Consider the following 24,916-nt stretch of genomic DNA (forward strand, 5'->3'; position numbering starts at 1 on the left):
AAAAGCGTTCCGCACCTTTCGGTCGGAACGCTTTTTTTATAAGGGGTGCAAAGCATCCACCCTTAGCCGTATTCTTTAAAATCCGTGCCCTTAACGCCGCACCACAGAGGGTGGCGTGGGATCAGACGGTTCAATCACCGCCAGAAAATTCTCCATTGCCTGCCCGGCGTTTTTGATCCCCGCGCCGGATGGATTGTATTCCGCATTGAGAATGGCCGCGAGCGCAGCCCGGTCCGCATTCACAATCTGCACAAGGCGATCTGGTGACACGAGACCAGACATCACCTGCCCCCGGGCCATGCCGCTGGCAATCACGTAGCTATAAATCAATGTGCGGGACGTAGGGTTTATGGCCACCCGGCCAGCGGAAGACTGGCAACCTGCCAGCACTGCAAGACCGGCCAGGCCAGCCATCAGGCGAAAAAAAACCGGAAATCCAGATACGGAGCGCGTCATGCGACGAGCCTACTCCATATCTGTCTTTCCGGTAAATCTCCTCAGCGCCCCGCAGGACGCCTCAGATCAGACGAATGTGTCTCAGACCTTGCGGGCTGCCAGTTCGTCACGGATCTGCTCAAGCAGAACTTCCGTTTTGGTCGGTGCCGGGGGTTCTGCCGGTTTAGCGGCTTCCTGCCCGTGCAGGCGGCTCAGCACTTTCACAAACCAGAAGATGACCAGAGCCATGATAAGGAACTGAATGACAGCATTCAGAAACAGACCAACATTCAGCGTAACCGCACCAGCTTTCTGCGCATCCGCCAGCGTTGCCAGATGCGGGCCTTTCAGCGTGATGAAGAGGTTGGAGAAATCAATCCCACCAATCACCAGACCCAGCACGGGGTTGAAAATGTCTTTCACCAGGCTGTTCACAATAGCGGTGAACGCCGCACCGATGATGACACCAACGGCCAGATCGATAACATTGCCACGCATAATAAAAGCGCGGAATTCGCCCACCCAGCCGGGGGTGTGCACATGAGATTTAATGTCAGCCATAAGCCACTTCATCCTTTTGAAGGCAGAATATCCTGCTGTCTGTATCCAGTATGAACCCTTTTTAACAAGTCCAAACTACTCCGATTCGCCGACTTTCCTCTCAGGACGTGGCATTTACAGCAACACCGACACAGTTTTCCGACCCTCATGCAGTAAAAACCGGCCAATAAGGGCGCATGAGTTGTTGATCCCACCTGCACAGACGGCTATACGCACTCGCACGCATAGCCCGGTCGGTATCGGGACAGCCTTTTGAACGGAAAGACGCAACATATGAAACCCGGCATTCACCCTGACTACCACGAAATCACCGTCATCATGACCGATGGCACCGAATACAAAACCCGCTCCTGCGCAGGTAAAGCTGGTGACACGCTCCGTCTGGACGTGGACACGAAGTCTCACCCGGCATGGACCGGCGTGCAGCGCATGATGGACACCGGGGGCCAGGTTGCGAAGTTCAACAAGCGCTTTGCTGGTATCGGCACGCGCTCAAAGGCCTGATCAGCCTCCCTTTACCCGATCAGTTGAAAAATCCGGAACCCCGCCTCTTGAATCAGGAGGCGGGGTTTTCCACGTTTAGTTCTGAGAAGAATGCCCGAAGACGGGGTTCTCCTCCTACTGCCACCTGCCGTGGCACGCCCGCCAGACTGGGGGCTGTTGCCCGGCAAGACCTTGCTGAACGAGGAGGTTTTTTGACCATGAGTTATGATTTTGCACCGCTTTTCCGCACCGCCATCGGCTTTGACCGTCTGGCACAGGTGATGGACACCGCATCCCGCAGCGCTGCTACCCCAAGCTACCCCCCGTATGACATCGCCAAGACTGATAATGACAGCTACGCCCTGACTATGGCCGTTGCCGGATTTGGCCCGGACGATATTGAACTGGTTGTGCAGGACAACACCCTGATTGTGTCCGGTCGTGTGAGTGACCCGCAAAATGAAGGGGAAATTCTGCACCGCGGTATTGCCCGCCGCGCCTTTGAGCGCCGCTTTGCACTGGCGGACCATGTGGAGGTCACAGGTGCCGACATGAATAACGGTCTGCTGCGTATTTCCGTGCGCCAGATTGTGCCTGAAGCACTCAAGCCACGCCGTATCCCTGTGCACTCCGGCCCACAGACTGAACTGGTCTCAAAAACCGAGGCTCCCGTGCCGGCACAAACCAGCCCGCAGACGCAGGCCAACCCTCACCCCACAGCCGCCGCAGCGTAAGCATAGCCCGGCAAAAGAGCGTGAAAAAGGAGGAGCCCAGGTTCCTCCTTTTTTATAAGAGCGCATTTGTCGCTTGACCTGTGAGGGACGCTCCCCCCATATCGTCGCCACAGATGCGCGCCGGCAGGCCCGCGGGCCTTCGGATTGGTTTCCGGACCGTCAGTTTCTCCGGTGCCTGCGCAAGCGCCGCCCGACGACAGGATGGAAGCAATGACGACCTTACCGCTGATGCCCAAGGCCACCGCAGTGTGGCTGATTGAAAAAACCGCCCTGAGCTTTACTCAGATTGCTGAGTTCTGCGGCATGCACCCGCTGGAAGTGCAGGCTATTGCCGATGGTGAGGTTGCTCAGGGAATTGTCGGGTATGACCCCGTTGCCAACCACCAGCTCAAACTGGAAGAAATTCACCGTTGCGAAGCCAACCCTGACGCACGGCTGAAAATTCTGGCTACCAACAACCCGGTCAAACGCCGTTCCAAAGGCGCACGCTATACGCCGGTCGCCAAACGGCATGACCGTCCGGATGGCATTGCCTTCCTGCTGCGTAACTTCCCGCAGCTGAATGATCTGCAGATTGTCAAACTGCTGGGCACCACCAAGGACACCATTGCCAAAGTGCGTGACAAGCAGCACTGGAACACGCCCAACATCAAGCCGCGTGACCCGGTAACCATTGGCCTGTGCAGCCAGATGGACCTGAATGCTGCTGTGAATGCTGCCACCACGCGCCTTGAGCGCGAAGGACATGAAATTCCGCAGCCGCCGCCGATGGATATGGTGGATCACGAAGGGAGCGGAGAGTAATTTCTCCGCGGCACTGGCTGTGCCTCGCACACGCCAGTGCCTTTTCTCGCCAGTTTCTGGCAGTTTTCAGATAATCTCTCCACTTGAGAGAGACGCTTTAGCCCACTCTGCCCGCGCTATTGCAGGGCCAGAGAGGGACTAGGGTCCGTCACGCAGACAGGCGCTCAATTTCTTCCTTGAGCCGCAGCTTCTGCAATTTGAGACACATCAAAACACGCTCATCCGGTCTGGGCCGCCCGCCTTCTGATGAGATCTGTTTATCGATCCGTGAGTGGCGGGATTTAAGACTCTCAATCCTGGACTGGTAGGTCATTGACTGCCTCCATTCGGTTGATGACACCTCACGGTAACGCAGTCTCCACGCGTTTTTTCATGTTTTTTTCACATTTCAGGCATTTTAGGTATGCGTAAAATGCATATCTATTTTTTCTTCTTTTGCCGCTGGTCTCCGCTGCATGCATGCGCAAAACTAGGCGCTGAAAACTCTGGCAGACTCTGGAAAACCCCGTTCACACAGAGTCCTCATGCCACGCAGGAGAGGGACTAAAATGCTGAAAGACCGCGATTCACTCCTCGGCCAGCTCCATGAACTCCGCAGTGAACATCGTGATCTTGATACCATCATCAGTCGCCTGACAGATGGGACGATCCTGACCGACCAGTTGCAGCTCCAAAGGCTGAAAAAACGCAAATTACTGCTCCGGGACCGGATAACACGGCTTGAAAGCGAACTGATCCCCGACGATATTGCGTGACCATTTCCCCACCAACCGGATCGTGCCTTATCGTGAGCGAAACTGCCCCCCTGCCCACCGCCCCATCTCAGGACGCCAGCCTTGCCCCTAAGGTTGGCATTATCATGGGCAGCCAGTCGGACTGGGAGACCATGCGCCATGCGGATGCCATTCTGACAGACATGGGCATTGCCCATGAAACGCTGATTGTCTCCGCCCACCGTACGCCCGACCGGCTTGCTGAATATGCCAAGACCGCAGCGGATCGTGGCCTCTCCGTTATTATTGCCGGTGCCGGGGGTGCCGCGCATCTGCCCGGCATGTGTGCCGCATGGACGCGCCTGCCCGTGCTGGGTGTGCCGGTAGAATCCCGCGCCCTGAAAGGCATGGACAGCCTGCTTTCCATCGTCCAGATGCCCGGTGGCGTACCCGTCGGCACGCTGGCAATTGGTGCTTCCGGGGCCAAGAACGCAGCCCTTCTGGCAACGTCCATTCTGGCGCTGCAAGACCCGGAACTGGCTGCAAAACTGGATGCATGGCGCGCCCTGCAAACGGCCTCAGTCGCTAACGCTCCGATTTCTGAAAACGAATAATGTCAGATTCTTCTTCCCGGTTTTCTTCAACGGCTCTTGGTCCCAATGCTGTCATCGGCATTGTCGGCGGGGGGCAACTGGGCCGCATGTCGGCTGTGGCGGCGGCCAAGCTCGGCTTTCGCGCCCATATTCTCACGCAGGATGCCAATGGCCCGGCCGCACAGGTCGCGCATCAGGTGACCCTCGGTGCGTATGATGACCACAAAGCGCTGGAAGCTTTTGCCCGCGCGGTCGATGTCGTCACCTTTGAATTTGAAAATATTAGTGCCGACGCGCTGGATTGTCTGGCCCAGCACTGCCCTGTTCGCCCCTCCGGTGCGATCCTGCGCATCAGTCAGGACCGGCTGGCGGAAAAAACATTTCTTTCAAATGCAGAGATCCCGCTGGCGCCCTGGATGGCCGTCACCGATCACGCGTCCCTGCACGCTGCGGCGGAAAAGCTTGGCTTCCCTTTCATCCTGAAAACCACTCGTAACGGGTACGATGGCAAGGGGCAGGCCCGCGTTTATGAGGCCTCCCAGCTGGAAGACGCCTTTGCTTCCCTCGCTCCGCATCCACTGGTTGCGGAAGGCATGGTAGATTTTGCCTGCGAAATCAGCGTGATGGTCGTACGCGGCACGGACGGCACAACGCGCTGCTTTGCGCCCGGCCTCAATTACCATCGGGATGGCATTCTGGACCTCACACTGGCCCCCGCCCCCGTACCGGAAAAAACGGCCCGGCGCGCGCAGGCTCTTGCGGTTACGATTGCAGAAAAGCTGGATCTTATCGGCATTCTGGGCGTGGAAATGTTCATTGACCGCACCGGTAACCTGCTGGTGAATGAAATCGCGCCGCGTCCGCACAATTCCGGCCACTGGACCATGGATGCCTGCCCGGCCGATCAGTTCGATATGCATATCCGGGCCGTCGCAGGTTTACCCCTGCCCCCGACCCTGCGCCATTCTGATGCTGTGATGAAAAACCTTGTTGGCCCGGATGACATGGCTCTGTGGCCCGATATTCTCGCAACACCGGGACATATTCCGCATCTTTACGGCAAGGCGGAAGCCCGCGTGGGCCGCAAGATGGGCCATGTGAACATCCTGTTCCCCTATGGCAGCCTGCCGGGCGCACTGGGCGTTCAGGACGCCCTCGGCCCGCTGGCGGAAAAGGAAGACTAGAAAACCCCTTCTTCTTTCAGGCTTAACAGGCGGCTACTGCCCACAATCACATGGTCCCAGACCGTGATGCCCAGCAGTGTGGCCGCCTGTGCAATCCGCTGAGTCATGAGAATATCATCCTGCGAGGGTGACGGGTCTCCACTGGGATGGTTATGCACCACCACCAGAATAGTGGCCTGAAGCTCCAGCGCCCGTCGAATGACCTCTCTGGGGTAAATGGGTGTGTGGTCCACAGTGCCGCGCCCCAGCATCTCATCGGCCAGAAGATGATGTCCGGCATCCAGAAACAGCACCCGGACCTGCTCCACAACTTCATGCGCCAGCCTCGCACTCAGATACGCTTTTAACTGCGCCCGATCAGCCAGCACACCGGCACGCTTCAGCCGTGCCTGATGCAAGCGCAAAGCGGCTTCCTGCACCAGTCGCAACGTCACCCGCAACGCGGGCGCTTGCCCAAGATCTTCCTCCAACGCCTGATCGGATGCGGATAAAAGAGCAGCAAGAGATCCAAAGCGACGCAGCAAAGACGTCGCCCAGACATCTGCAGACGCATGGCGGGGTGCCACAAGCCTGATCAGCTGTGTCAAAACCGTATGATCATCACGAATTCCGACAAAAAACCCGGCCTCTGCCATGCCGGACGCAAACGGAAGCGCCTGCGCGGGGGCTGCCGCCTCCAGATCTTCAGCTCGCAGATTAAACCCGGCAATATCTGCCAGTTCGGATTTAGCGAGGCTGCCTTTGCTTTTTGGCAATCGGCTTACCATGCCTGCTGTTCCAGATGCCGGAAACTGCGCCAGCGACGGCCCTGCAACACCACATGATCATGCATGGTCACCGCCAGCAGAGGCGTCGCTTGTAACAATGCCTGCACCAGCGGCCCGTCATGCAAAAGCTGCCGATCCGGCTGCACACCCACACCGGCCACACGCACGGTAATAAGAGAACATGCATGCAGCGCCAGCGCCCGCTGAAGGATGGTGGAAACAATCTGCTGCACGGGAATGGGCGCGGTCTCACCCCCCACATCTTCTCCACCCTGCACGTATGCAGAGGACGCTTCCCCAAGCCCCTCCGGCTTCAGAGTTTCCGGTCTGTCTGGCACATCGCCCGTTTTGACAACTTCATCTGCAAGCAACTGGTTGCGGCTATCCAGAAACAGCACATGCAAAGAGCCGGCGACAGCCCGTTCCTGATTGGCCGCGCAATAGGCGAGCAATTTTTCCCAGCTTCCTATATCTGTCCTTACCGGCGCCTGAGGGGCAGCCAGCCGATCTGCGGCCAGTGGCACCAGCCCCAGCAACGCCACATTTCCGCGCGTAGCCCCTGCGGCTTTCAGATCCTCTGCAGAGGCTTCCAGCACGGCGGCAAGAGACCCGAACCGGTTAATCAACGCCTTGGCCAGCGGCTTGGTGTCCCGCCGGGGCACTCCCGGAAAAAGCAGCATTTCCAGAAGTTCGTAATCCGCCAGTGATGCAGCCCCGGCGCTTAAGACCCGCGCACGCATGCGCTGCCGGTGCCCTGCAGGGCCTGTGGAAGAAAAAGGCGCGCTGCCCTCTCTTCGTCCAAAACTGCTCTGTTTTTCTCCATTTTCGGAGGACACCATGCCACTGCTCCGATTGGCCTCAGGCTTTCAAGACGATATAAGGGTAAAGTGAATATGTCCGAAAACCCTTCCTCCGCGCTTTTTTCATCATCCTCGGGCCAAGGCGAGTCCTATCTCGCGCGCCTGAACCCTGAACAACGCGCCGCGATTGAAACCACGGACGGCCCCCTGCTGGTTCTCGCCGGCGCTGGCACGGGCAAAACACGAGTGCTGACAACGCGCTTTGCCCATATTCTGCTGACAGACCGTGCCAAACCCTGGCAAATTCTGGCTGTCACCTTCACCAACAAGGCCGCCAAGGAGATGCGCGAGCGCGTCTCTCTCCTGCTTGGCAGCCCGGCGGAAGGGTTATGGCTGGGCACCTTCCATGCCCTGTGCGCACGGATGCTGCGCCGCCATGCCGACTATGTGGGGCTGACCAGCAGCTTCACCATTCTGGATACGGACGACCAGCTCCGTCTGCTCAAGCAGATTATTGTCCCCTGGCAGATTGACACCAAACGCTGGCCCGCCCCCGGTATTCTGGGCGTTATCCAGCGCTGGAAAGACCGTGGGCTGACGCCTGAACGCGTGACAGATTCGGAAGATTCCGACTTTGCGGACGGCCATTGCCGCGCCATTTACAAAGCCTATCAGGAACGGCTGATTCAGCTGAACGCCTGTGACTTTGGAGACCTGATGCTCCATGTCACGGAGATCCTGCGCACCCGCCCTGATGTGCTGGCGCAGTATCATCGCCTGTTCCGCTACATTTTGGTGGATGAATATCAGGACACCAACACCGTCCAGTATCTCTGGTTGCGTCTGCTGGCACTGCGCCCCGGTGAGCCCTCCAATATCTGCTGCGTCGGGGACGACGATCAGTCCATCTACTCATGGCGTGGCGCGCAGGTTGGCAACATTCTGCGGTTTGAAAAAGACTTCCCCGGCGCACAGATTGTCCGGCTGGAGCGCAATTACCGCTCCACCCGTCATATCCTCGGGGCCGCGGCCGGTCTGATTGCGCATAATGACGAGCGACTAGGCAAAACCCTGCGCTCTGGCCGCGAGGATTCTGACGGCGAGAAAGTGCTGGTGATCGGCGTTGGTGATTCCGACCATGAGGCCCGCGATGTCTGCGGCATGGTCGAGAAAATGCAGAGTGACGGGCACTCTCTGGGAGAAATGGCCATCCTCGTCCGCGCCGGGTTCCAGACCCGCGCGTTTGAAGAAAAGCTGGTGCAGAGCGGTGTGCCTTACCGCATTGTCGGCGGTGTGCGGTTCTATGAACGCGCTGAAATTCGCGATGCACTGGCCTATATGCGCGTGCTCAACCAGCCATCCGATGATCTGGCGTTTGAGCGCATTCTCAACACCCCAAAACGTGGCATGGGTCCGGCTGGTGTCCAAAAACTGCACGCCGCAGCTCGTAGTCATCAGGTCCCGCTGACCGCCGCCACCCAGATACTGCTGGCAGAAAAAATCCTGAAAGGGAAAGTGGGCGATCAGGTCCGCGCCCTGATGACCGCACTGGACACCACGCGCGACATTATGGCGCGTGAAGGCCATGTGGTCGCCGTTGAGCATTTGCTGGAAGAAAGCGGTTATCTGGCCATGTGGCAGGCCGATAACTCGCCCGAGGCCCCCGGACGGCTGGAAAACCTGAAAGAACTGGTCCGCGCTCTGGCGGATTTCGGCACGTTGGGCGAGTTTCTGGAGCATGTGGCGCTCGTCATGGAGCATGACGAGAATGCCGGAGAGGCCCGCATCTCCCTCATGACCCTGCACGGGGCCAAAGGGCTGGAGTTTGATGTTGTTTTCCTGCCCGGCTGGGAAGAAGGCGTCTTCCCCTCCCAGCGCACGCTGGATGAAGGCGGCAATTCCGGGCTGGAGGAAGAACGTCGGCTTGCCTATGTCGGCATTACCCGTGCGCGCAAGCACGCCATGATCTTCCATGCAGCCCGACGGCGGATTTACGCCAACTGGCAGGATTCCATGCCCAGTCGCTTTCTGGATGAACTGCCGGATGAGCATGTTATCCGGCACGGCGAACGTGACGCCAACCTCCGCGGCCTGCGCGCCACAGACTCCGTCTTTGCAGGCGGCGCACCGCTGGTCGCCCGCAGGCGGCGCGACCCTCTGGCCGGAAACACGCCCTCCTTCCAGCTGGGCGAGCATGTTCGCCACCCCCGCTTTGGGGAAGGCATTATTGTCTCAGCCGATCACCACCATGTTGATGTCGCGTTTGAAGGCGTCGGCATCAAACATCTTCTGTCCTCCTTTTTAGAGAAACTTTAATGGCCGTTGCTCCCCGTCGTCACGCCACCGCTCTGGAAACGGTTGCGGTCACCGTTCCGGAACCTGCTGTCGAAGCCTATGAAAACGCCATCGGCAGCGTCTGCACCACGGTTGGTATTTTTGAAGCCAACCCGGAAGGCACACTCTGGCGCGTGGAAGGCGTGAAAGACGCCGGACATCGGGAAGATGAACTGGCCGTAGCCCTCGTGCTGGCCCAGTTGACCAGCGGTGTGGACGCCACGCTGGAACGCGATGCCACTGAGGCCGAAGGCTGGCTGGCCCGCACCTATGAATCCTTCCCCGAGCAGGATGTCGGGCAGCGCTTTGTCATCCGTGGCACCCATTTGCCCGACGTAAAGCACCCAACCCGGATTGCTTTAACGCTTGATGCGGGTGTGGCTTTTGGTTCGGGTGAACATGGTTCCACTCGCGGCTGCCTGCGGGCGCTGGAGCGCATTGCCTACCGTAAGCCCCGCAAAATTCTGGACCTCGGCTGCGGCTCCGGCATTCTGGCTATGGCGGCGGCGGCGCTCCTGCACAAAAAGGTTCTGGCGGTTGATATCGAGCCCTGGTCCGTCCGCGTGGCAGCCCAGAATGCGGAACGCAACGGGCTGGGCCGCGCGCTCACCTGCCGTCTGGGTAATGGCTGGAAAACCCCGGAAATCCGCCACAATGCGCCGTATGATCTGGTTTTTGCCAATATTCTGGCCCGCCCTCTGTGCCTGATGGCCAAGGATCTGGCGCATAATCTGGCCCCCGGCGGCACGGTTATTCTGGCGGGCCTGCTCCGCACCCAGATCCGCATGGTGCTGGCCGCACACCGCAGGCTCGGGCTGGTGCTGGAACACACCTTTACAGAGGGCGACTGGGCCACTCTGGTCCTGCGTCGCCCTTTTTCTGAGACATCATTTTGAGGTCTGTCATGCCGTCCGCTTCCGCTACCCGCCTCGCCGCCCTGCGCACCCTGTTAAAACAGAATGAGCTTGATGGCCTGATCATCCCCCACAGCGATGAGTTTCTCGGGGAATACACACCCGCCTGCGCGGAACGTCTGGAATGGCTGACAGGCTTTAGCGGCAGCGCTGGTATGGCGCTGGTGCTGGCAGACTCTGCCGCAGTGTTCTCGGATGGCCGCTACATCACCCAGATGGACCAGCAGGTGGATGGTTCCTGCTGGGAACGCCAACATATCTATCAGACCCCGCCGCCCGCATGGCTGGCCCGGAAAGCCCCCAAGGGTGCCCGCATTGGGTATGACGCCCGCGTTATGAGCAGCGCGGAACTGCGGCCTTTCACAACGCTTTCGGGCATTACGCTGGTTCCCACCAACGGCAATCTGACCGATGCGCTGTGGGCTGATCGTCCGGCCTTCCCGGCAGCACCCGCCACCATCCATCCGCTGGTTTATGCAGGCGAGTCCTCTCAGGACAAACGCGTCCGTCTTGGCAAGACGCTGGCAGACGCCGGACAGGCCGCTGCCGTGCTGAGCGATTCGGCCTCTATCGCGTGGCTGCTGAATATCCGCGGCACAGACATCCCCTGCACCCCCGTTGTTCTGGCCTTTGCCGTGCTGCACGCCGATGCCTCGGTGGATCTGTTCCTTCAGGCCAGCAAGCTCCCGGCAGATGTGCGGGAATGGCTGGGCGCAGACGTGCGCGTGCATGAGCCGGAAGCTCTGGAGAGCGTTCTGGCCACCCTCAGCGGCAAAACTGTCGGCGTGGACCCGGCCAGCAATGCCGTCTGGTTTGCCGAGACACTCACGCGCCACGGAGCTACCGTGCAGGAAAGCCCGGACCCGTGCGTGCTGCCCAAAGCCCGCAAGAACACGACGGAACAGGCCGGCACCCGCAAGGCACATCTGAAAGACGGCGTGGCCCTGTGCCGTTTCCTGCACTGGCTGGATACGGAAGAGGCCCGTGGCACCACGGAACTTCAGGCTGCAACCAAGCTGGATGCCTTCCGGGCAGAAGGCGCGGATTATCGGGGCGAATCCTTCCCCGCCATTTCCGGCGCGGGGCCAAACGGGGCCGTCATCCATTACCGCGTAACCCCGGAGAGTGACCGTCCCCTGAACGCCAATGAAGTCTATCTGATTGATAGCGGCGGCCAGTATCCGGAAGGCACGACGGACGTCACGCGCACCGTCTGGACCGGCCCGGACGCCCCGCCTGCCCGCCTGAAGGAAACTTTTACCCGTGTGCTGCGGGGCAATCTGCGCCTTGGCCGCGCCCGCTTCCCCGCAGGCACCACCGGCCACGCGCTGGACGCACTGGCCCGGTATGACCTGTGGCAGGCCGGTCTGGATTATGACCACGGCACCGGTCACGGCGTAGGCAGCTTCCTCTCCGTGCATGAAGGTCCGGCACGGATTTCCAAAAATCCTTCTGCCATCACGTTGCAGGAGGGCATGATTCTCTCCAACGAGCCGGGCTATTACGAGCCGGGTGCCTACGGCATCCGTCTGGAAACATTGGTATTGGTGCGTGAAAAAGCTGGAGAAAACCGCCCCGGCTACGCGTTTGAGACGCTGACCCTCGCACCGTTTGACCGCCGCCTGATCGACACAGCGCTTTTAGGGGAAGAAGACTGCCTGATTCTGGATGCCTACCATGCGCAAATCATGGACCAGATCGGCCCCCACCTGCCAGATGAGGCCAAAAACTGGCTGAAAACGGCATGCGCCCCCCTCAAGAGGGCGTGAGAGAACGGGTTTTTCGCAACTGGTCACGCAATTGGGAATCGCCTGCCGGACCGAAGAAGAGCAGAAAAGCTGCGAAGTGAAGGGAGCTTCCAGAATGACGACAGACAGCAAAACCATCCCCGCTACTCTTATCGCCGGTGATGGGATCGGCCCTGAGATTGTTGAATCGGTTACCGAACTTCTTGACGCCGTCGGTGCCCCGTTTGTGTGGGACCGCCAGCTTGCCGGCATGGCCGGGGTGGATGCGGTCAATGACCCGCTGCCCAAGCAGACCATTGAAAGCATCCGCCGCACCGGCCTTGCTCTGAAAGGCCCGCTGACCACGCCAGTTGGGGGCGGCTTCAAATCCATCAACGTCACACTGCGTCAGGAGTTCGGGCTGTTCGCCAACCTGCGCCCGACCAAGACGATTGTCCCCGGTGGCAAGTTCGACAAGATTGATCTGGTCCTGTTCCGTGAAAATCTTGAAGGCTATTACGCCGCCATGGAACATTACGTTCCGGTTGGTGATGACCCGAAAGGCATTGCCCTGAGCACGGGCTTCAACTCCCGCGCTGAGTGCCGCCGTATTGTGAAATTTGCTTTTGAGTATGCGCTCAAAAACAACCGCAAAACGGTCACTCTCGTCCACAAAGCCAACATCCTCAAACTGCTGACCGGCCTGTTCCTTGAAGAAGGGCGCAAGGTTGCTGAGGAATATAAAGGCCGCGTCGCCTTTAACGAGCGGATTGTGGATGCCTGCGCCATGCAGCTGGTCCTCAACCCCTGGCAGTTTGACGTGATTGTCACCACCAATCTGTTTGGTGACATCCTGTCTGATCTGACAGCAGGCCTTGTTGGCGGTCTGGGCATGGCTCCGGGTGCGAACATTGGTGAAAAAGCCGCGGTGTTTGAAGCCGTGCATGGTTCTGCGCCTGACATTGCCGGACAGGGCATTGCCAACCCGCTGGCCCTGCTGCTGGCTGCCGTCATGATGCTCCAGCATGTGGGTCGTCAGGATCTGGCAGACCGGATTGACCACGCGATCAAGAAAGTGATCACGGAAGGTCCCGTCCGCACCAAGGATCTGGGCGGTAACGCGACGACAAAAGATCTCACAGCCGCTCTCAAACAGCAGCTCGTCTGATCAACCCTCAAAAAACGGGAGCGCGGCTATTCTCCGCCTCCCGTTTTTTCTGAGAATTCTGAGTGTTCACGACAGTTTTTTAACACGCGTTTCGCTGTCGTGCGTATCATGCCCCGCATGATACCCAGCTTTCACGGCCAATGGCCCATCCTGCGGCTTTCCCCGTCCTGCACCATCACGGTCACACCGCATGTGCCTCGGCATACGGCGGAAACAGAGGCCGAGATCACGCGCATCTGGGCAGAAGCCTGCCAGAAAACCCCTGCTCTTTTTAACGGCTGCGTTTTTTCAGCAGACCGCGTAACCCGCACCGGGATTTCCGGCCACTGGACGGACTATCGCTCGGTTCTCGCGCAAATGAAAAAGCCGGCTTTGTTCATGCAACTGCACCTGCAACCGCTCGCCGTCATTGGCCTGCTGGAAACGCCGGAAGGCTATGTTCTGGGGCGACGTAACCCGTCCTCTCTGTATCAGGGTAATTTCTGGCAAAGCCCGCCCGCTGGCAGCATTGAACGACGCGGAGACAGCACTGCCGTGCATCTGGATGAACAGCTTCTGGCGGAAGCGGAAGAAGAACTCGGCCTGAAAGCCGAAAACGTGACCATCGGCTCACCGCACCTTATCGCCCGCCATCCGGGCACCCGTATTCTGGATATCGGCATCCCCATGCGCACCCCGCTGTCTTTCAGCGCGGTGGAAACGCACTGGAAAAATGGAGCCAATCAGGAATATGACCAGCTCGCTCTTGTGCCGCATGCGGAGATTGACGCGTGGCTGAGTCGCCCTGACCTGCTCCCAACGTCCCGTGCGCTGCTGGCTGCCGCCCGCTCATGACCAGTCAGCCTCCGCCTCCTGCCTCGGACGGCACGGAACAGACTGGCCCCAGCCCGAACCTGATCAGAGTCATTGCCGCAGCTTGCGGGCTGATTGTCGCAAATCTCTATTATGCACAGCCTCTGGCCGGGCCTATCAGCGCCACGCTCTCCATGCCGGAAAGCCAGTCCGGCCTGATCGTCACCATCACCCAGATCGGCTACTGCCTCGGCCTGCTGCTAATTGTTCCGCTGGCCGATTTGCTGGAAAACCGCAGCCTGATTGTGTGGATGACGCGGCTTGTCATGCTCGCACTGCTGGCGTTGCCTTTTTCACACCACCCGCTGCCCTTCCTGTTTGCCATCGGGCTGGTCGGTATTTTGTCTGTCGCGGTGCAAATTCTGGTCCCGTTTGCCGCCAGTCTGGCGCCGGAAGCCATACGCGGGCGCGTGGTGGGCAATGTCATGAGCGGCCTGATGCTGGGCATTATGCTTGCGCGCCCTGTCTCCAGTTTTGTGACGGAATTTTCGTCCTGGCACACCATTTTCCTGATCTCTGCCGGGATCATGCTGGCCCTGTCCGTTCTGCTTCAGCGCGTTCTGCCAGAGCGCAGACCTGCGACCCGCAGCCCTTATAGTGCCCTGCTCCGTTCCATGGGCACCCTCCTGCTCACCACAAAAGTTCTGCAACGGCGGGCGTTTTATCATGCCTGCCTGTTCGGTGCTTTCAGTCTGTTCTGGACAGTAACGCCCCTGCTTCTGGCCGCTCCCCCCTTCCAGTTTTCTCAGGGGCAGATTGCCTTGTTTGCTTTTGTGGGCGTTGCCGGCGCTATTGCCGCCCCTATTGCCGGGCGCATTGCCGATAGAGGCTGGACATGGCCTGCAACGCTGGCCGCCATGGCGCTGGTTTCCCTCGCCTTTCTGACAAGCGCTGTCATGCCGCAGTCTGTTTTTATCGGCGTGCTGGCGCTGGCGGGTATTGTGATTGATTTCGGCGTGACCGCTAATCTGGTGCTCGGGCAGCGCGCCCTGTTTGTCTTACCCGCAGAAAACCGAGCCCGCCTGAACGGGCTTTATATGGCGATTTTCTTTATGGGCGGTGCTGCTGGCTCAGCCCTTGGCAGCTGGGCTTACGCCCGCGGCGGCTGGCCATTAGCCTCTGCTCTGGGAGCAGCTCTCCCTGCACTCGCTTTTGCCGTCTGTCTGACGGAAAAGCGACGTCAAGCGTGATTATTTAATTTCAATCCCGATCTGCTTGATATCATGGAAAGTGATATCCGGGTTCTGTTCCTGCGTGCGGCGCATCATGAAGGCTGAAGTCGCCAGGAACACCGGATCATCATCGAGATCATCCGCCATGGAAGAACGGTTTGCCATGGCAAAGGCTTCAATTTTCTCGCGCGGCCCCGTTACCCAACGGGCCAGAGAAAATGGGATACCGTCAAACCCGATCGCCACACCATATTCTGCCTTCAAACGCGCCTGAAGCACGTCGAGCTGAAGGGTCCCGACCACACCCACAATCGGCTGCGCACCGTCCTGCGGTTTGAAGAGCTGCACAACACCTTCTTCCGCAAGCTGGGTCAGCGCCTGTTTCAGCTTTTTGGCTTTCATGGCGTCATCCAGCCGCACACGACGCAGAATTTCCGGAGCAAAATGCGGCACACCGGTAAATTTGAGATCCTCGTTCTCCGTCAGCGTATCGCCAATGCGCAGCGTGCCGTGGTTGGGAATCCCCACCACATCGCCCGCAAAGGCTTCTTCTGCCAACTGGCGGTCCCGCGCAAAAAAGAACTGCGGCGTATGCACCGCAAAATTCTTGCCGGTGCGGCTGTGGCGCAGGCGCATCCCGCGCGTCAGCTTGCCGGAACAAATCCGGGCAAAGGCAATACGGTCCCGATGGTTGGGGTCCATATTGGCCTGAATTTTAAAAACAAGGGCGGTCATGCCCTCTTCATCGGCCTTAACCGTGCGGCTTTCCGCAACCTGATCTCGTGGGGACGGCCCAAACGCAACCAGCGCGTTCAAAAGGTCCGTCACACCAATTTCCTTCATGGCGCTCCCGAAGAAAACCGGCGTCAGATGCCCGGCATCAAAAGACTCCCGGTCAAACTCAGGCAGAGCCGCTTCCGCCAGTTCCAGTTCTTCGGAAAGCTGCACCATGCGCGGGTCGGACTGGGCCAGTGTTTCCTGCGTATGCACTTCTTTGGTGCGCAGGTCATACGTGCCGACAAATCCGGCAGCGCGGCCAATCGGCCATGTGGCGGGTGCCGTGTCCAGCGCAAGGGCAGACGCAATTTCATCCAGCAGCGCAAACGGGTCCTGCGCCTCACGGTCCATCTTGTTGATGAAGGTGACAATCGGAATATCGCGCAGGCGGCAAATTTCAAACAGCTTGCGCGTCCGGTCCTCAATCCCTTTGGCGGCGTCAATCACCATCACGGCAGAGTCAACGGCCGTCAGCGTACGGTAGGTATCTTCCGAGAAGTCTTCATGGCCCGGCGTATCCAGCAGGTTGAAAATACACCCGCCATATTCAAAGGTCATGACAGAGCTGACCACGGAAATCCCGCGGTCGCGCTCAATGGACATCCAGTCAGACCGCGTACGCCGCCGCTCACCCTTGGCCCGCACGTTCCCTGCCAGCTGAATGGCGCCACCTGCCCGCAGGATGCGTTCCGTCAGCGTGGTTTTACCAGCATCCGGATGCGAGATGATCGCAAACGTACGGCGGCGGGCAATTTCCGTGCTGAGGTCAGGTGCGAGCGTTTCAGACATGACAGACAATCCGGCTGGAAAAGAGACTGGGTAAAACGGCAAACGCCGGATGGAGAGAAAACCCCTCCACCCGGCGCAGCACAAATCGGGCCGAAGCGCCGATTAACGAGAGTAGTATTCGACCACCAGGTTCGGTTCCATCTGCACCGGATACGGCACATCAGCGAACTTCGGACCACGGACGAACGTGCCCTTCATCTGACGGTGATCAACGTCCATGTATTCCGGAACGTCGCGTTCACCCGTCTGGGTAGCATCCAGCACGATAGCCAGCTGCTTGGACTTTTCGCGGACTTCGATCACGTCCCCGTCCCGCACCAGATAGGAGGGGATGTTCACCTTGCGGCCGTTGACCGTGATGTGGCCATGGCTGATGAACTGACGGGCAGCGAACGGCGTAATGGCGAATTTCATGCGGTAGATGACCGCATCCAGACGACGCTCGAGCAGGTTGATCAGGTTTTCAGACGTATCGCCCTTACGACGCACGGCTTCCTGATAGTAGCGACGGAACTGCTTTTCGCTGATGTTACCGTAGTAACCCTTCAGCTTCTGCTTTGCCATCAGCTGGACAGAGTAGTCAGACGGCTTGCCTTTACGGCGCTGACCATGCTGACCCGGGCCGTATTCACGACGGTTAACCGGGGACTTCGCACGGCCCCACAGGTTAACGCCAAGGCGGCGGTTAATCTTGTATTTGCTCTCGAGGCGCTTGCTCATAAGGCGCTCTTCTCTTCTCTGTCTGCGTGAGACACACTGTTATCTGTGTCTCATCATGGCGCCGGTAGTCTCCGTCCCCCGTGGATCAGAGCGGGCGCAGTCCGTATCACCGGCAGGCGGGAGCATCTGTCCACCTGCATCGGCCGTCCTGTCCACATTCCCGGCAATGGGAGCAGCCATTACGGAAAGACCTGCCTTCTGTCAACTCAATGCATCCTGCTGTGTCATGCCAGATAATGGCAGGCAACCGCTGCCTGCGCTGTAAATGCATGCCTTTACAGATAGTATTTACGCTCTATGTGCCTTAGATTGTTCTATGATTTTTATGAACACCTCTGAAGAATAAGGAAAAACACCATGCCATTTGCTAAAAAATGGGCGATGTTTGTCGCTCTGGGCGCGGTGCTGATTGCGCTGGGCTTTATTGCCTGCGTGGATGCCATTTCCGTCACGCTCGCCAGTACGATTTTCATTGGCATTCTGCTGATTATTGCCGGTGCCTTTCAGGTAGCCCATGCCTTTGCCGTGCGGGAATGGGGGGGCGTCCTGTTCTCCGTACTGTTCGGCCTGCTTTATATTGTGGCAGGCGGTATGATTATTGAAGAACCGGCAACCGGCTCCGTGATGATCACCCTGTTTGCCGCCGCCTGCTTTATTGTGGTGGGTGTGATGCGCAGCATTATGGCTATCCAGTATCGCAGCCTGCCCGGCTGGGGCATTGTGCTGGCTGGCGGGCTGATCAGCCTTGTGGTCGGGCTGTGCCTGTATTTCACCCTGCCCTGGTCCGGCCTGTGGCTGATTGGCACCTTTGTCGGGGTTGAGCTGATTACCAGCGGCATCGGCTGGCTCCAGTTCGGTCTGGCCTTGCGGCAGAGCGACGTGCGTCCGCCCATCAACCGGCTATAATAGCAGGGTTTCCCTCCCCAACCAAAAGGCGCTCCGCACACAAGCGGAGCGCCTTTTTTATGTGGGCCGTGCAGACACAGTCACACCTTGCAGCACAGCCCATCTAGCAGCACATCCAGCGCTGCCCGGACCGGATCTGGCCCGACCTTTTCTTCAAGAAGCTGACCGTTCATGGCCAACATGGCCAGCCCATGCACCTGCGCCCAGCTTGCTGCCGCCAGCGCCGGGATGGAAACAGGCCGAAAGCTGCCATCCTGTTGCCCCTTTTCCAGAAGGCGTAACAGAACCCCGAATGTCGCCATCGCAGCCTCATGCAAGCGTGGGTCCGCGCCCTTATCCGCGTCCGCGCTAAACATCAGGCGATACAGGCCGGGGTTATGCTGCGCAAACGCAATACAGGCCTGAGCGCCCGCAACAAATTTCTCGCGCATGGAAGGCGGGCCTGAGGACAATGCCTGCGCCATAGCCTGCTCAAGCCGGACAAATCCAATCCGGGCCAGCTCCCGTAAAAGCGCGTCCTTATCCTCAAAGTGCTTATAAGGCGCTGCGTGGCTCACACCGGTACGCCGTGCTACTTCCCGCAGCGTAAAAGTCCAGGTCTGATCGGCCGCCAGCATGCCCAGAGCGGTGTCGAGCAGCGCACGATGCAGATCCCCATGATGGTAGGACCGGTGTTTGGTATCACTCATTCGTGAGGCCTATGTTTACAAGAGAAACTTTATTGACTCAGGCTTGTTCTTCTCCATAGCCTGCCCAGAAAAGTTTCCCCTGTAAACATGGAGGACGTAATGTCCGACACTGTTCCCGCGCCTGCCCAGTCTTCTGAATTATCTCGCCTTCTTGACCGGCAGCGCGCCGCCTTTCTGCGCGCCGGACCACCCGAACTGGCGCAGCGTCGCGCTGCCCTGCGCCGCCTGAAGGCTGAAATACTGAGGCGACGGACAGAAATCACCCGCGCCCTGAAGACAGACTTCGGCCAGCGCTCAGAGCAGGAAAGCGCCATTGTGGAGCTGATCCCTCTGGTGCAGTCCATCACCTACCTCATCCGGCATGTTGGCCACTGGATGCAGCCAGAACGTCGTCACGTTTCTGCATATTTCCAGTGTGGAAGTGCGTGGGTCATCCGTCAGCCGGTCGGTGTTGTGGGGATTATCGCCCCGTGGAATTATCCCGTCTCGCTCGCCCTTACCCCGCTGGCCACAGCCATTGCTGCTGGCAACCGCGCCATGCTCAAGCCGTCGGAACTCACACCTGCCACCGCGGCAGTTCTCGCAAAAATCATTCAGGCTGTCTTTCCGCCGGAACAGGTGTCCGTTGTTCAGGGAGACGCAGAGGTCGGGGCTGCTTTCTCAGCGCTGCCGTTCGACCATCTCCTGTTTACAGGCAGCACAGCCGTCGGAAAGAAAGTGGCTGTTGCCGCAGCCCGTAACCTGACCCCGGTCACGCTCGAGCTGGGGGGCAAGTCCCCCGTTGTGATTGAACCCGGCTTTTCCATGCAGCAGACGGCAGAGCGCATCGCCTTCGGCAAACTGACCAATGCCGGGCAAACCTGCATCGCCCCGGATTATGTGCTGCTGCACGAGCAGGATCAGGAGCGTTTCGCCAAAGCCTATCAGGATGCTGTGCGCAAGCTCCACCCCAACGGCTATGCTGGCTCACCTGATTATACAGCCATCCTCAACGCACATCATTATGAGCGCCTGAGTGTCCTGATTGACGATGCCGAAGCAAAGGGAGCTCGGGTCATCCGGCTGGGGCAGGACGCCCCTGCCCAGCATCTCCTAGCCCCTGTTATCCTGCTGGACGTGACGCCGGAAATGGCGGTCATGCAGGAAGAAATTTTCGGGCCAGTCCTGCCTGTCCTGACCTATCAAAACCTTGATGACGCCATTGCCTTCATCAACGCCCGCCCCCGCCCTCTGGCCTTGTATTATTTTGGAGACAAGCGCGCAGAACGGAACAAAGTGCTGAAGCGCACAATCTCAGGGAACGTCACGCTCAACGGGACATTGCTGCACTATGCTCAGGATGACCTGCCCTTTGGTGGCGTGGGAGACAGCGGCATGGGGGCCTATCACGGCAAGGAAGGCTTCATTGCTCTCACCCACCCGCGCGGCATTTACAAGCAGGGGCGGTTCAATGCCGCCACTCTCCTCAAACCGCCCTTTGGAAAGCTAACGGACATCATCACAAATTTTATTCTACGCTAAAAAAATAGCCAGAGCGCCGAAACGCTCTGGCTGTTCTGCCTCAGTTTGAAGAAGAGGACGAAGACGGCGGTTCTGATGTCTCATCCCCCGCAGCATCATCCGCAGGCTTCGCAGAGGGTGGCATCTTGCTCTCCAGCTTCAGCAGAGCCGTCGCCGCCTGACCGGGCCGCTCACTCCCCTTCTCAGCCGGAGCAGCGCCCGGCACCAGCTTAATGGCGCGTTCGCCCTCTTCACGCTTACGCCGCAGCTTTTCAATATTTTCCAGCACCAGCGGATATTCTTCCACCAGCCTCCGGAAGCGTGAGGCACTGATAACCATGAAATGCCCGAACTGCACCGCACGGATATTGGCCGGGCACCGCTCGTTGTTAATGGTGGAGAGCGCCCCAATCAGGTCGCCCGCACCGTAGAGCACATCCCGCTCGGCCACATGCGATTCCGCCAGCCCCGCGCTGATGAAGTAGATATTGCGGATCTTGCGCCCCCGGCGGCAGATCAGCTCCTGCGGCGCCACAAAGCGCAGAGACGTCGTGGTTGCCAGATCATGCAGTTCCGCATTGGGCAGACCGCGGAATACGGCAGCATGTTTCAGGCGGCTTTCAATCCCGCTGCGCAGGTCAAAACTCAGCGGCTTGTCCAGCCGATGGCGGCGGCGTTCCAGCTCTTTCAGCAACTCACGGTTCAGCTCGTCACTAATCAGGGATTCCGCCAGCAGGGAGTCATATTCCTCCCCTTCCAGCCGCAGCACGATCTGCCGGAAAATCCGGTTTTCCAGCGCTTCCGAATACCCATGATAATGCAGCCGCAGGGTCTCCAGCGCCTCATCCAGCAGCTTGCGCTGCCGCTGAAGCACCTCGGCCACAACCTCACCAATACGGCTCCCCAGCGTCGGCTCCAGCCGCTCACTCATGAAGCGTGTGAGCGAGATGGACACAAAATGTGCCACCATCAGCATTTCAAAACGCTCGGCCATGCAGAGCATCAGGGGCCGGTCGATGCGCAGATTTTTATGAATCCACTGCGCAGCCTTAAAGCGCAGAGACGGGCTCAGCCGCTTGCGCAGGGCCCGCACATACCCCAAACGCCCTTCCAGCCGTGCACCGTCAATCGCCGCTTCAGAAGACCGCAGCAGGGTTTCCATCACCCGGCGGGACAAGCCCTGAATACGGAACAGGTCCAGCAGAACGGACCGCTCCTGGCTGGCGATGGTAATCAGAGCCAGGTTCACGCGCTGCGTATCGCCCAGCGCGGTATCGAACGAGTTAGCGGCCTGTTCCTCATGCGCACGGCGGTCGACCTGTTCAATAACAGTGCCAGTCGCATCCGTGGAAAAGCCCAGTCCGTCCGCCAGTTTCTCAGCCCGGTCCTTTACATTTTCCAGACCAATGCTCAGCACCTGATGCCGCATGGCTTCATCAATGGGTGAAAGCTTGTCGAGCTTGAGGAACAGCACCAGAGACCGCAGCGTCGTGCCGTTCAGCAGCAGCGTAATCAGTACGAAGCCGGTTGCGAGAATACCGATAAAGTGGGCGACAGGCGTGGAGACACGTTCGTTCTCCGTCACAGCCAGCGCCAGCGCCAGCGTAATAGCCCCGCGCAGACCGCCCCAGACCATGGTGACCTTGAACGGTGTCGGCACAGGGGGCGCCAGCTTGGTCATGGCGAGGAAAGGCAGCAGACCAAACACCACCGCGCCACGCGCAGCCAGCCCGGCGACGCTGGCAATCAGGATCAGCACACAGTCCCACCGGGTCATGCCCACCAGCAGATGCGGCACCAGCATGGACGCCAGCACGAACACCAGAGACCCCGCCCAGAACACAAGCTGCTGCCAGAGCTGGTTGAGGAAGAGCCATGTCTGTGGCCGGACCGTGGATGGTCCATAAACAGAGAGCGTCAGCCCGGCAGCCGCCGTGGCCACCACGCCGGACACGCCCAGAAATTCATCCGAGACAATATAGGCTACATACGGCAGTGCCACAGTCAGCGTGATTTCCGCCGCGGCTGAGCCGCCGAGGGCCGTAATCATCATCAGGGTCAGCTGGCCAAACACCACCCCCACAATCAGCGCTCCGACAAACGAGATCACGAACGAGATCACCGCCTCGCCCGGATGAATGGCGTGATGCAGCGTGACGGACGGCAGCAGAATGGAGAAGATGGAAATGGCCGCCGCATCGTTCAGCAGCGCCTCGCCTTCCACAAGACGGGTCAGACGCGTTGCGGCCCCGATGTCACGGAAAATCCCGGCCACAGCAGAGGGATCAGTCGTCGCCACAATGGAGCCAAGCAGCAGGCAGACAACCAGCGGCATCTCTGCAAACGGATACAGCGCCAGCCCGATAGCACCTGTGGAGACCACAACAGCCACCACAGCCAGCAGCAAAACCGTCGCGGCCTCATGCGCCAGACGCCGCACATCAATGGCCAGCGCGCCCTGAAAAACCAGTACCGGCAGGAAGATCAGCAGGAACGCTTCACTATTGATGGGGAAGTCGAGCAGCGTTTCCGCAATGCCGTTCAGCGCGGACGTATGCGTGGTGCGCAGGGCAAGGTCGGCCAGACTACCGATAATAATGCCGACAATAGCCAGCAGCACGGTTTCAGACAGTTCCAGCCTGCGGGCAATGGGCTGCACCGTGCTGACAATGACCAGAAGAAGCGCAATGGCAAGCAGTACCGCAGCCAAACCCGTTACCGCCATACCCTCTTTGCTCCTCCAGCCAGATTATTCTGCAATCAGATCTTCCTGTTACACGATGATAAGGCACCAGAAAGGCAGACGTTCCAGAATGTGAGTGTCTTTTAACACACACATCGAACGAACACCTACCTCCCCCCGCGCGTTTCCTGCGTTGCAGAAAGGCTCTGGCGCGAAGGGAGCCTCGCTGCAATGTGACTTTATTCTGACATGCGGCAGCTATGCCACACCCCATATTGGAAAAAGGACGCCAGACCTCCGCACCACGGCATGAGGCCGGCATGAACAATCGGGATGCGTATCATGACCACACCACCCAAAATCACAGACTGCCCCGTTGGCCTGACGGCAACCGGGTTCCGCATGGAGCGGGACTCAATGGGCGAAATCAAGGTGCCCGCAGACAAATACTGGGGGGCACAGACCCAGCGCAGCCTCGTGCATTTCTCCATTGGGGAAGACCACATGCCCCTCCCCCTGTGCCATGCCTATGCGGTGGTCAAAAAAGCCGCGGCTCTGGTCAACGCGGCAGACGGACGGATGCCGCAATGGAAGGCTGACCTGATTGCCCGCGTGGCGGACGAAATCTGTGCCGGCAAACTGGATGCGCATTTCCCACTTTATGTCTGGCAGACAGGCTCCGGCACCCAGACGAACATGAATCTGAATGAGGTCATCGCCAACCGGGCCATTCAGCTTGCAGGAGGTGAAGTCGGCTCCAAAACACCGGTGCATCCGAATGATGACGTCAACATGGGTCAGTCGAGCAATGACTCCTTTCCCACGGCCATGCATGTCGTCACGCTGCTGGAAATAGAAGACCGGCTGATCCCCGCTGTGGAAGCCCTAAGCGACAGCATCCAGAGCAAAGCCGAGCAGTGGATGAATGTTGTCAAAATTGGCCGCACCCACCTGCAGGACGCCGTGCCGCTTACCGTCGGGCAGGAATGGTCCGGCTGGGCCTGTATGCTGGAAGATGCTCTGGGCAACCTGCGCACCGCGCGCGAGGGTCTGTTTCAGCTTGCTGCGGGTGGCACCGCCGTCGGCACCGGTCTGAACGCCCCCGCAGGCTTCAGCAAAGCCATTGCCAGCAAGATTGCCGAGCTGACAGACCGCCCGTTTGTCACCGCTCCCAACAAATTCGCGGCTCTGGGTGGGCTGGATGCCATGGTCCGGGCCTCTGCCGGATTGCGCGGGCTGGCCGTTCCCCTGTTGAAAATTGCCAATGACATGCGGCTGCTGGCCTCCGGCCCCCGCTGCGGGCTTGGAGAACTCCACCTGCCGGAGAACGAGCCTGGCTCCTCCATCATGCCCGGCAAGGTCAATCCGACCCAGTGCGAAGCCATGGTAATGATTGCCTCACAGGTTCTGGGCAATGATGCCACCGTGGGCTTTGCCGCCAGCCAGGGCCAGCTGGACCTGAACGTGATGCGCCCGGTCATTCTGGCCAACTGTCTGCACAGCATCCGTATTCTGGCGGATGGCTGCCGGAACTTCAGAGTTTTCTCGGTGGAAGGAACGGAACTGAATGAGCCGCATCTTGCACAGTATGTGAATGGCTCCGTCATGCTC

General features: G+C 59.1%; 24 protein-coding genes. 15 read left to right on the top strand and 9 right to left on the bottom strand.

Translation table 11 applies throughout. From position 1 onward, the window contains the following. Nucleotides 1–90: 90 nt before the first annotated feature. Nucleotides 91–456 (bottom strand): hypothetical protein, encoded by a 366-nt coding sequence (locus HK23_RS10425; protein ID WP_086653902.1) that lies wholly within the window; start codon nt 454–456, stop codon nt 91–93. Nucleotides 457–537: 81 nt separating this feature from the next. Next, the gene (gene mscL, locus HK23_RS10430; RefSeq protein WP_043552420.1) at nt 538–996 is read right to left on the bottom strand and encodes a large conductance mechanosensitive channel protein MscL; all 459 of its coding nucleotides are present in this window, start codon (nt 994–996) and stop codon (nt 538–540) included. A gap of 273 nt (nt 997–1,269) precedes the next feature. Here mscL and rpmE point away from each other — a divergent pair, with 273 nt between their 5' ends. From rpmE to HK23_RS10445, 3 genes are all read left to right on the top strand, one after another. Beyond that, the gene (gene rpmE / locus HK23_RS10435; RefSeq protein ID WP_063908149.1) at nt 1,270–1,500 is read left to right on the top strand and encodes a 50S ribosomal protein L31; all 231 of its coding nucleotides are present in this window, start codon (nt 1,270–1,272) and stop codon (nt 1,498–1,500) included. A 197-nt stretch (nt 1,501–1,697) separates the two neighbouring features. Next, nucleotides 1,698–2,213 (top strand): Hsp20 family protein, encoded by a 516-nt coding sequence (locus tag HK23_RS10440; RefSeq protein ID WP_256940149.1) that lies wholly within the window; start codon nt 1,698–1,700, stop codon nt 2,211–2,213. A 210-nt stretch (nt 2,214–2,423) separates the two neighbouring features. Next, entirely contained in the window at nt 2,424–3,017 is a 594-nt protein-coding gene (locus tag HK23_RS10445) for a DUF1013 domain-containing protein (RefSeq protein WP_043552418.1), read from the top strand. A gap of 148 nt (nt 3,018–3,165) precedes the next feature. On the opposite strand, the gene HK23_RS10450 is transcribed toward HK23_RS10445, so the two are convergent. Further along, nucleotides 3,166–3,330 (bottom strand): YdcH family protein, encoded by a 165-nt coding sequence (locus HK23_RS10450; protein ID WP_077930046.1) that lies wholly within the window; start codon nt 3,328–3,330, stop codon nt 3,166–3,168. A 235-nt stretch (nt 3,331–3,565) separates the two neighbouring features. Between HK23_RS10450 and HK23_RS10455 the strand changes: the two genes are divergently transcribed. The 3 genes from HK23_RS10455 to HK23_RS10465 are packed head-to-tail and all read left to right on the top strand — an operon-like array spanning nt 3,566 to nt 5,507. Continuing rightward, nucleotides 3,566–3,772: a DUF465 domain-containing protein gene (locus HK23_RS10455; protein ID WP_043552417.1), complete on the top strand. Its 207-nt coding sequence runs from the start codon at nt 3,566–3,568 to the stop codon at nt 3,770–3,772. Between the two features lie 32 nt (nt 3,773–3,804). After that, complete coding sequence (gene purE / locus HK23_RS10460; RefSeq protein ID WP_082881746.1) at nt 3,805–4,344, top strand: 5-(carboxyamino)imidazole ribonucleotide mutase; 540 nt, start codon at nt 3,805–3,807, stop codon at nt 4,342–4,344. After that, nucleotides 4,344–5,507: a 5-(carboxyamino)imidazole ribonucleotide synthase gene (locus tag HK23_RS10465; protein ID WP_086653903.1), complete on the top strand. Its 1,164-nt coding sequence runs from the start codon at nt 4,344–4,346 to the stop codon at nt 5,505–5,507. Before purE ends, HK23_RS10465 begins: the two co-directional genes overlap by 1 nt. Here the strand turns inward: HK23_RS10465 and HK23_RS10470 are convergent. Continuing rightward, entirely contained in the window at nt 5,504–6,274 is a 771-nt protein-coding gene (locus HK23_RS10470) for a JAB domain-containing protein (RefSeq protein ID WP_256940150.1), read from the bottom strand. The genes HK23_RS10465 and HK23_RS10470 overlap by 4 nt on opposite strands. Next, a complete protein-coding gene (locus HK23_RS10475) occupies nt 6,268–7,014 on the bottom strand; it encodes a JAB domain-containing protein (protein WP_086653930.1) in 747 nt (248 codons plus the stop codon). Before HK23_RS10475 ends, HK23_RS10470 begins: the two co-directional genes overlap by 7 nt. A 153-nt stretch (nt 7,015–7,167) precedes the next feature. Between HK23_RS10475 and HK23_RS10480 the strand changes: the two genes are divergently transcribed. The 6 genes from HK23_RS10480 to HK23_RS10505 all read left to right on the top strand — a co-directional run bounded on the left by HK23_RS10480 (nt 7,168) and on the right by HK23_RS10505 (nt 15,259). After that, nucleotides 7,168–9,390 carry an ATP-dependent helicase gene (locus tag HK23_RS10480; protein ID WP_086653904.1) on the top strand — a complete coding sequence of 741 codons (2,223 nt, stop codon included), beginning with the start codon at nt 7,168–7,170 and terminating at the stop codon, nt 9,388–9,390. Continuing rightward, a complete protein-coding gene (locus tag HK23_RS10485; RefSeq protein WP_086653905.1) occupies nt 9,390–10,304 on the top strand; it encodes a 50S ribosomal protein L11 methyltransferase in 915 nt (304 codons plus the stop codon). Before HK23_RS10480 ends, HK23_RS10485 begins: the two co-directional genes overlap by 1 nt. Before the next feature lie 8 nt (nt 10,305–10,312). After that, a complete protein-coding gene (locus tag HK23_RS10490; protein WP_086653906.1) occupies nt 10,313–12,091 on the top strand; it encodes an aminopeptidase P family protein in 1,779 nt (592 codons plus the stop codon). Nucleotides 12,092–12,185: 94 nt separating this feature from the next. Further along, nucleotides 12,186–13,217 carry an isocitrate/isopropylmalate dehydrogenase family protein gene (locus HK23_RS10495; RefSeq protein ID WP_086653907.1) on the top strand — a complete coding sequence of 344 codons (1,032 nt, stop codon included), beginning with the start codon at nt 12,186–12,188 and terminating at the stop codon, nt 13,215–13,217. Between the two features lie 108 nt (nt 13,218–13,325). Beyond that, nucleotides 13,326–14,051: an NUDIX hydrolase gene (locus HK23_RS10500; protein WP_256940151.1), complete on the top strand. Its 726-nt coding sequence runs from the start codon at nt 13,326–13,328 to the stop codon at nt 14,049–14,051. Further along, a complete protein-coding gene (locus HK23_RS10505) occupies nt 14,048–15,259 on the top strand; it encodes an MFS transporter (protein ID WP_086653909.1) in 1,212 nt (403 codons plus the stop codon). Before HK23_RS10500 ends, HK23_RS10505 begins: the two co-directional genes overlap by 4 nt. Here HK23_RS10505 and HK23_RS10510 read toward each other — a convergent pair whose 3' ends face one another. Together HK23_RS10510 and rpsD are read right to left on the bottom strand one after the other, a co-directional pair. Further along, a complete protein-coding gene (locus tag HK23_RS10510; protein WP_063908144.1) occupies nt 15,260–16,807 on the bottom strand; it encodes a peptide chain release factor 3 in 1,548 nt (515 codons plus the stop codon). A gap of 102 nt (nt 16,808–16,909) precedes the next feature. After that, nucleotides 16,910–17,527 carry a 30S ribosomal protein S4 gene (gene rpsD / locus HK23_RS10515; RefSeq protein ID WP_063908143.1) on the bottom strand — a complete coding sequence of 206 codons (618 nt, stop codon included), beginning with the start codon at nt 17,525–17,527 and terminating at the stop codon, nt 16,910–16,912. A gap of 357 nt (nt 17,528–17,884) precedes the next feature. On the opposite strand from rpsD, the gene HK23_RS10520 reads away from it, so the two are divergent. Continuing rightward, nucleotides 17,885–18,433 (top strand): HdeD family acid-resistance protein, encoded by a 549-nt coding sequence (locus tag HK23_RS10520; protein WP_086653910.1) that lies wholly within the window; start codon nt 17,885–17,887, stop codon nt 18,431–18,433. An 80-nt stretch (nt 18,434–18,513) separates the two neighbouring features. Here HK23_RS10520 and HK23_RS10525 read toward each other — a convergent pair whose 3' ends face one another. Continuing rightward, on the bottom strand, nt 18,514–19,122 hold the full coding sequence (locus tag HK23_RS10525; RefSeq protein WP_086653911.1) for a TetR/AcrR family transcriptional regulator: 609 nt from the start codon (nt 19,120–19,122) through the stop codon (nt 18,514–18,516). 99 nt (nt 19,123–19,221) lie between these two features. On the opposite strand from HK23_RS10525, the gene HK23_RS10530 reads away from it, so the two are divergent. Then, nucleotides 19,222–20,643, top strand: a complete 1,422-nt coding sequence (locus tag HK23_RS10530; protein ID WP_086653912.1) for a coniferyl aldehyde dehydrogenase — start codon at nt 19,222–19,224, stop codon at nt 20,641–20,643. 40 nt (nt 20,644–20,683) lie between these two features. Here the strand turns inward: HK23_RS10530 and HK23_RS10535 are convergent, their stop codons facing one another. After that, complete coding sequence (locus tag HK23_RS10535) at nt 20,684–23,347, bottom strand: cation:proton antiporter (RefSeq protein ID WP_086653913.1); 2,664 nt, start codon at nt 23,345–23,347, stop codon at nt 20,684–20,686. Between the two features lie 300 nt (nt 23,348–23,647). Here HK23_RS10535 and HK23_RS10540 point away from each other — a divergent pair. Continuing rightward, on the top strand, nt 23,648–24,916 hold a 1,269-nt coding region (locus tag HK23_RS10540; RefSeq protein ID WP_086653931.1), incomplete at its 3' end, for a class II fumarate hydratase.

It is taken from the genome of Acetobacter malorum (genome assembly GCF_002153605.1).
GTDB classification, from domain to species: Bacteria; Pseudomonadota; Alphaproteobacteria; order Acetobacterales; family Acetobacteraceae; genus Acetobacter; species Acetobacter malorum_A.

Bases quoted from the DNA above. Each gene is read 5' to 3' on its own strand.
- HK23_RS10425 (WP_086653902.1), bottom strand. From the start codon at position 456: ATGACGCGCTCCGTATCTGGATTTCCGGTTTTTTTTCGCCTGATGGCT.
- mscL (WP_043552420.1), bottom strand. From the start codon at position 996: ATGGCTGACATTAAATCTCATGTGCACACCCCCGGCTGGGTGGGCGAA.
- rpmE (WP_063908149.1), top strand. From the start codon at position 1,270: ATGAAACCCGGCATTCACCCTGACTACCACGAAATCACCGTCATCATG.
- HK23_RS10440 (WP_256940149.1), top strand. From the start codon at position 1,698: ATGAGTTATGATTTTGCACCGCTTTTCCGCACCGCCATCGGCTTTGAC.
- HK23_RS10445 (WP_043552418.1), top strand. From the start codon at position 2,424: ATGACGACCTTACCGCTGATGCCCAAGGCCACCGCAGTGTGGCTGATT.
- HK23_RS10450 (WP_077930046.1), bottom strand. From the start codon at position 3,330: ATGACCTACCAGTCCAGGATTGAGAGTCTTAAATCCCGCCACTCACGG.
- HK23_RS10455 (WP_043552417.1), top strand. From the start codon at position 3,566: ATGCTGAAAGACCGCGATTCACTCCTCGGCCAGCTCCATGAACTCCGC.
- HK23_RS10465 (WP_086653903.1), top strand. From the start codon at position 4,344: ATGTCAGATTCTTCTTCCCGGTTTTCTTCAACGGCTCTTGGTCCCAAT.
- HK23_RS10470 (WP_256940150.1), bottom strand. From the start codon at position 6,274: ATGGTAAGCCGATTGCCAAAAAGCAAAGGCAGCCTCGCTAAATCCGAA.
- HK23_RS10475 (WP_086653930.1), bottom strand. From the start codon at position 7,014: ATGCGTGCGCGGGTCTTAAGCGCCGGGGCTGCATCACTGGCGGATTAC.
- HK23_RS10480 (WP_086653904.1), top strand. From the start codon at position 7,168: ATGTCCGAAAACCCTTCCTCCGCGCTTTTTTCATCATCCTCGGGCCAA.
- HK23_RS10485 (WP_086653905.1), top strand. From the start codon at position 9,390: ATGGCCGTTGCTCCCCGTCGTCACGCCACCGCTCTGGAAACGGTTGCG.
- HK23_RS10490 (WP_086653906.1), top strand. From the start codon at position 10,313: ATGCCGTCCGCTTCCGCTACCCGCCTCGCCGCCCTGCGCACCCTGTTA.
- HK23_RS10495 (WP_086653907.1), top strand. From the start codon at position 12,186: ATGACGACAGACAGCAAAACCATCCCCGCTACTCTTATCGCCGGTGAT.
- HK23_RS10500 (WP_256940151.1), top strand. From the start codon at position 13,326: ATGCCCCGCATGATACCCAGCTTTCACGGCCAATGGCCCATCCTGCGG.
- HK23_RS10505 (WP_086653909.1), top strand. From the start codon at position 14,048: ATGACCAGTCAGCCTCCGCCTCCTGCCTCGGACGGCACGGAACAGACT.
- HK23_RS10510 (WP_063908144.1), bottom strand. From the start codon at position 16,807: ATGTCTGAAACGCTCGCACCTGACCTCAGCACGGAAATTGCCCGCCGC.
- rpsD (WP_063908143.1), bottom strand. From the start codon at position 17,527: ATGAGCAAGCGCCTCGAGAGCAAATACAAGATTAACCGCCGCCTTGGC.
- HK23_RS10520 (WP_086653910.1), top strand. From the start codon at position 17,885: ATGCCATTTGCTAAAAAATGGGCGATGTTTGTCGCTCTGGGCGCGGTG.
- HK23_RS10525 (WP_086653911.1), bottom strand. From the start codon at position 19,122: ATGAGTGATACCAAACACCGGTCCTACCATCATGGGGATCTGCATCGT.
- HK23_RS10530 (WP_086653912.1), top strand. From the start codon at position 19,222: ATGTCCGACACTGTTCCCGCGCCTGCCCAGTCTTCTGAATTATCTCGC.
- HK23_RS10535 (WP_086653913.1), bottom strand. From the start codon at position 23,347: ATGGCGGTAACGGGTTTGGCTGCGGTACTGCTTGCCATTGCGCTTCTT.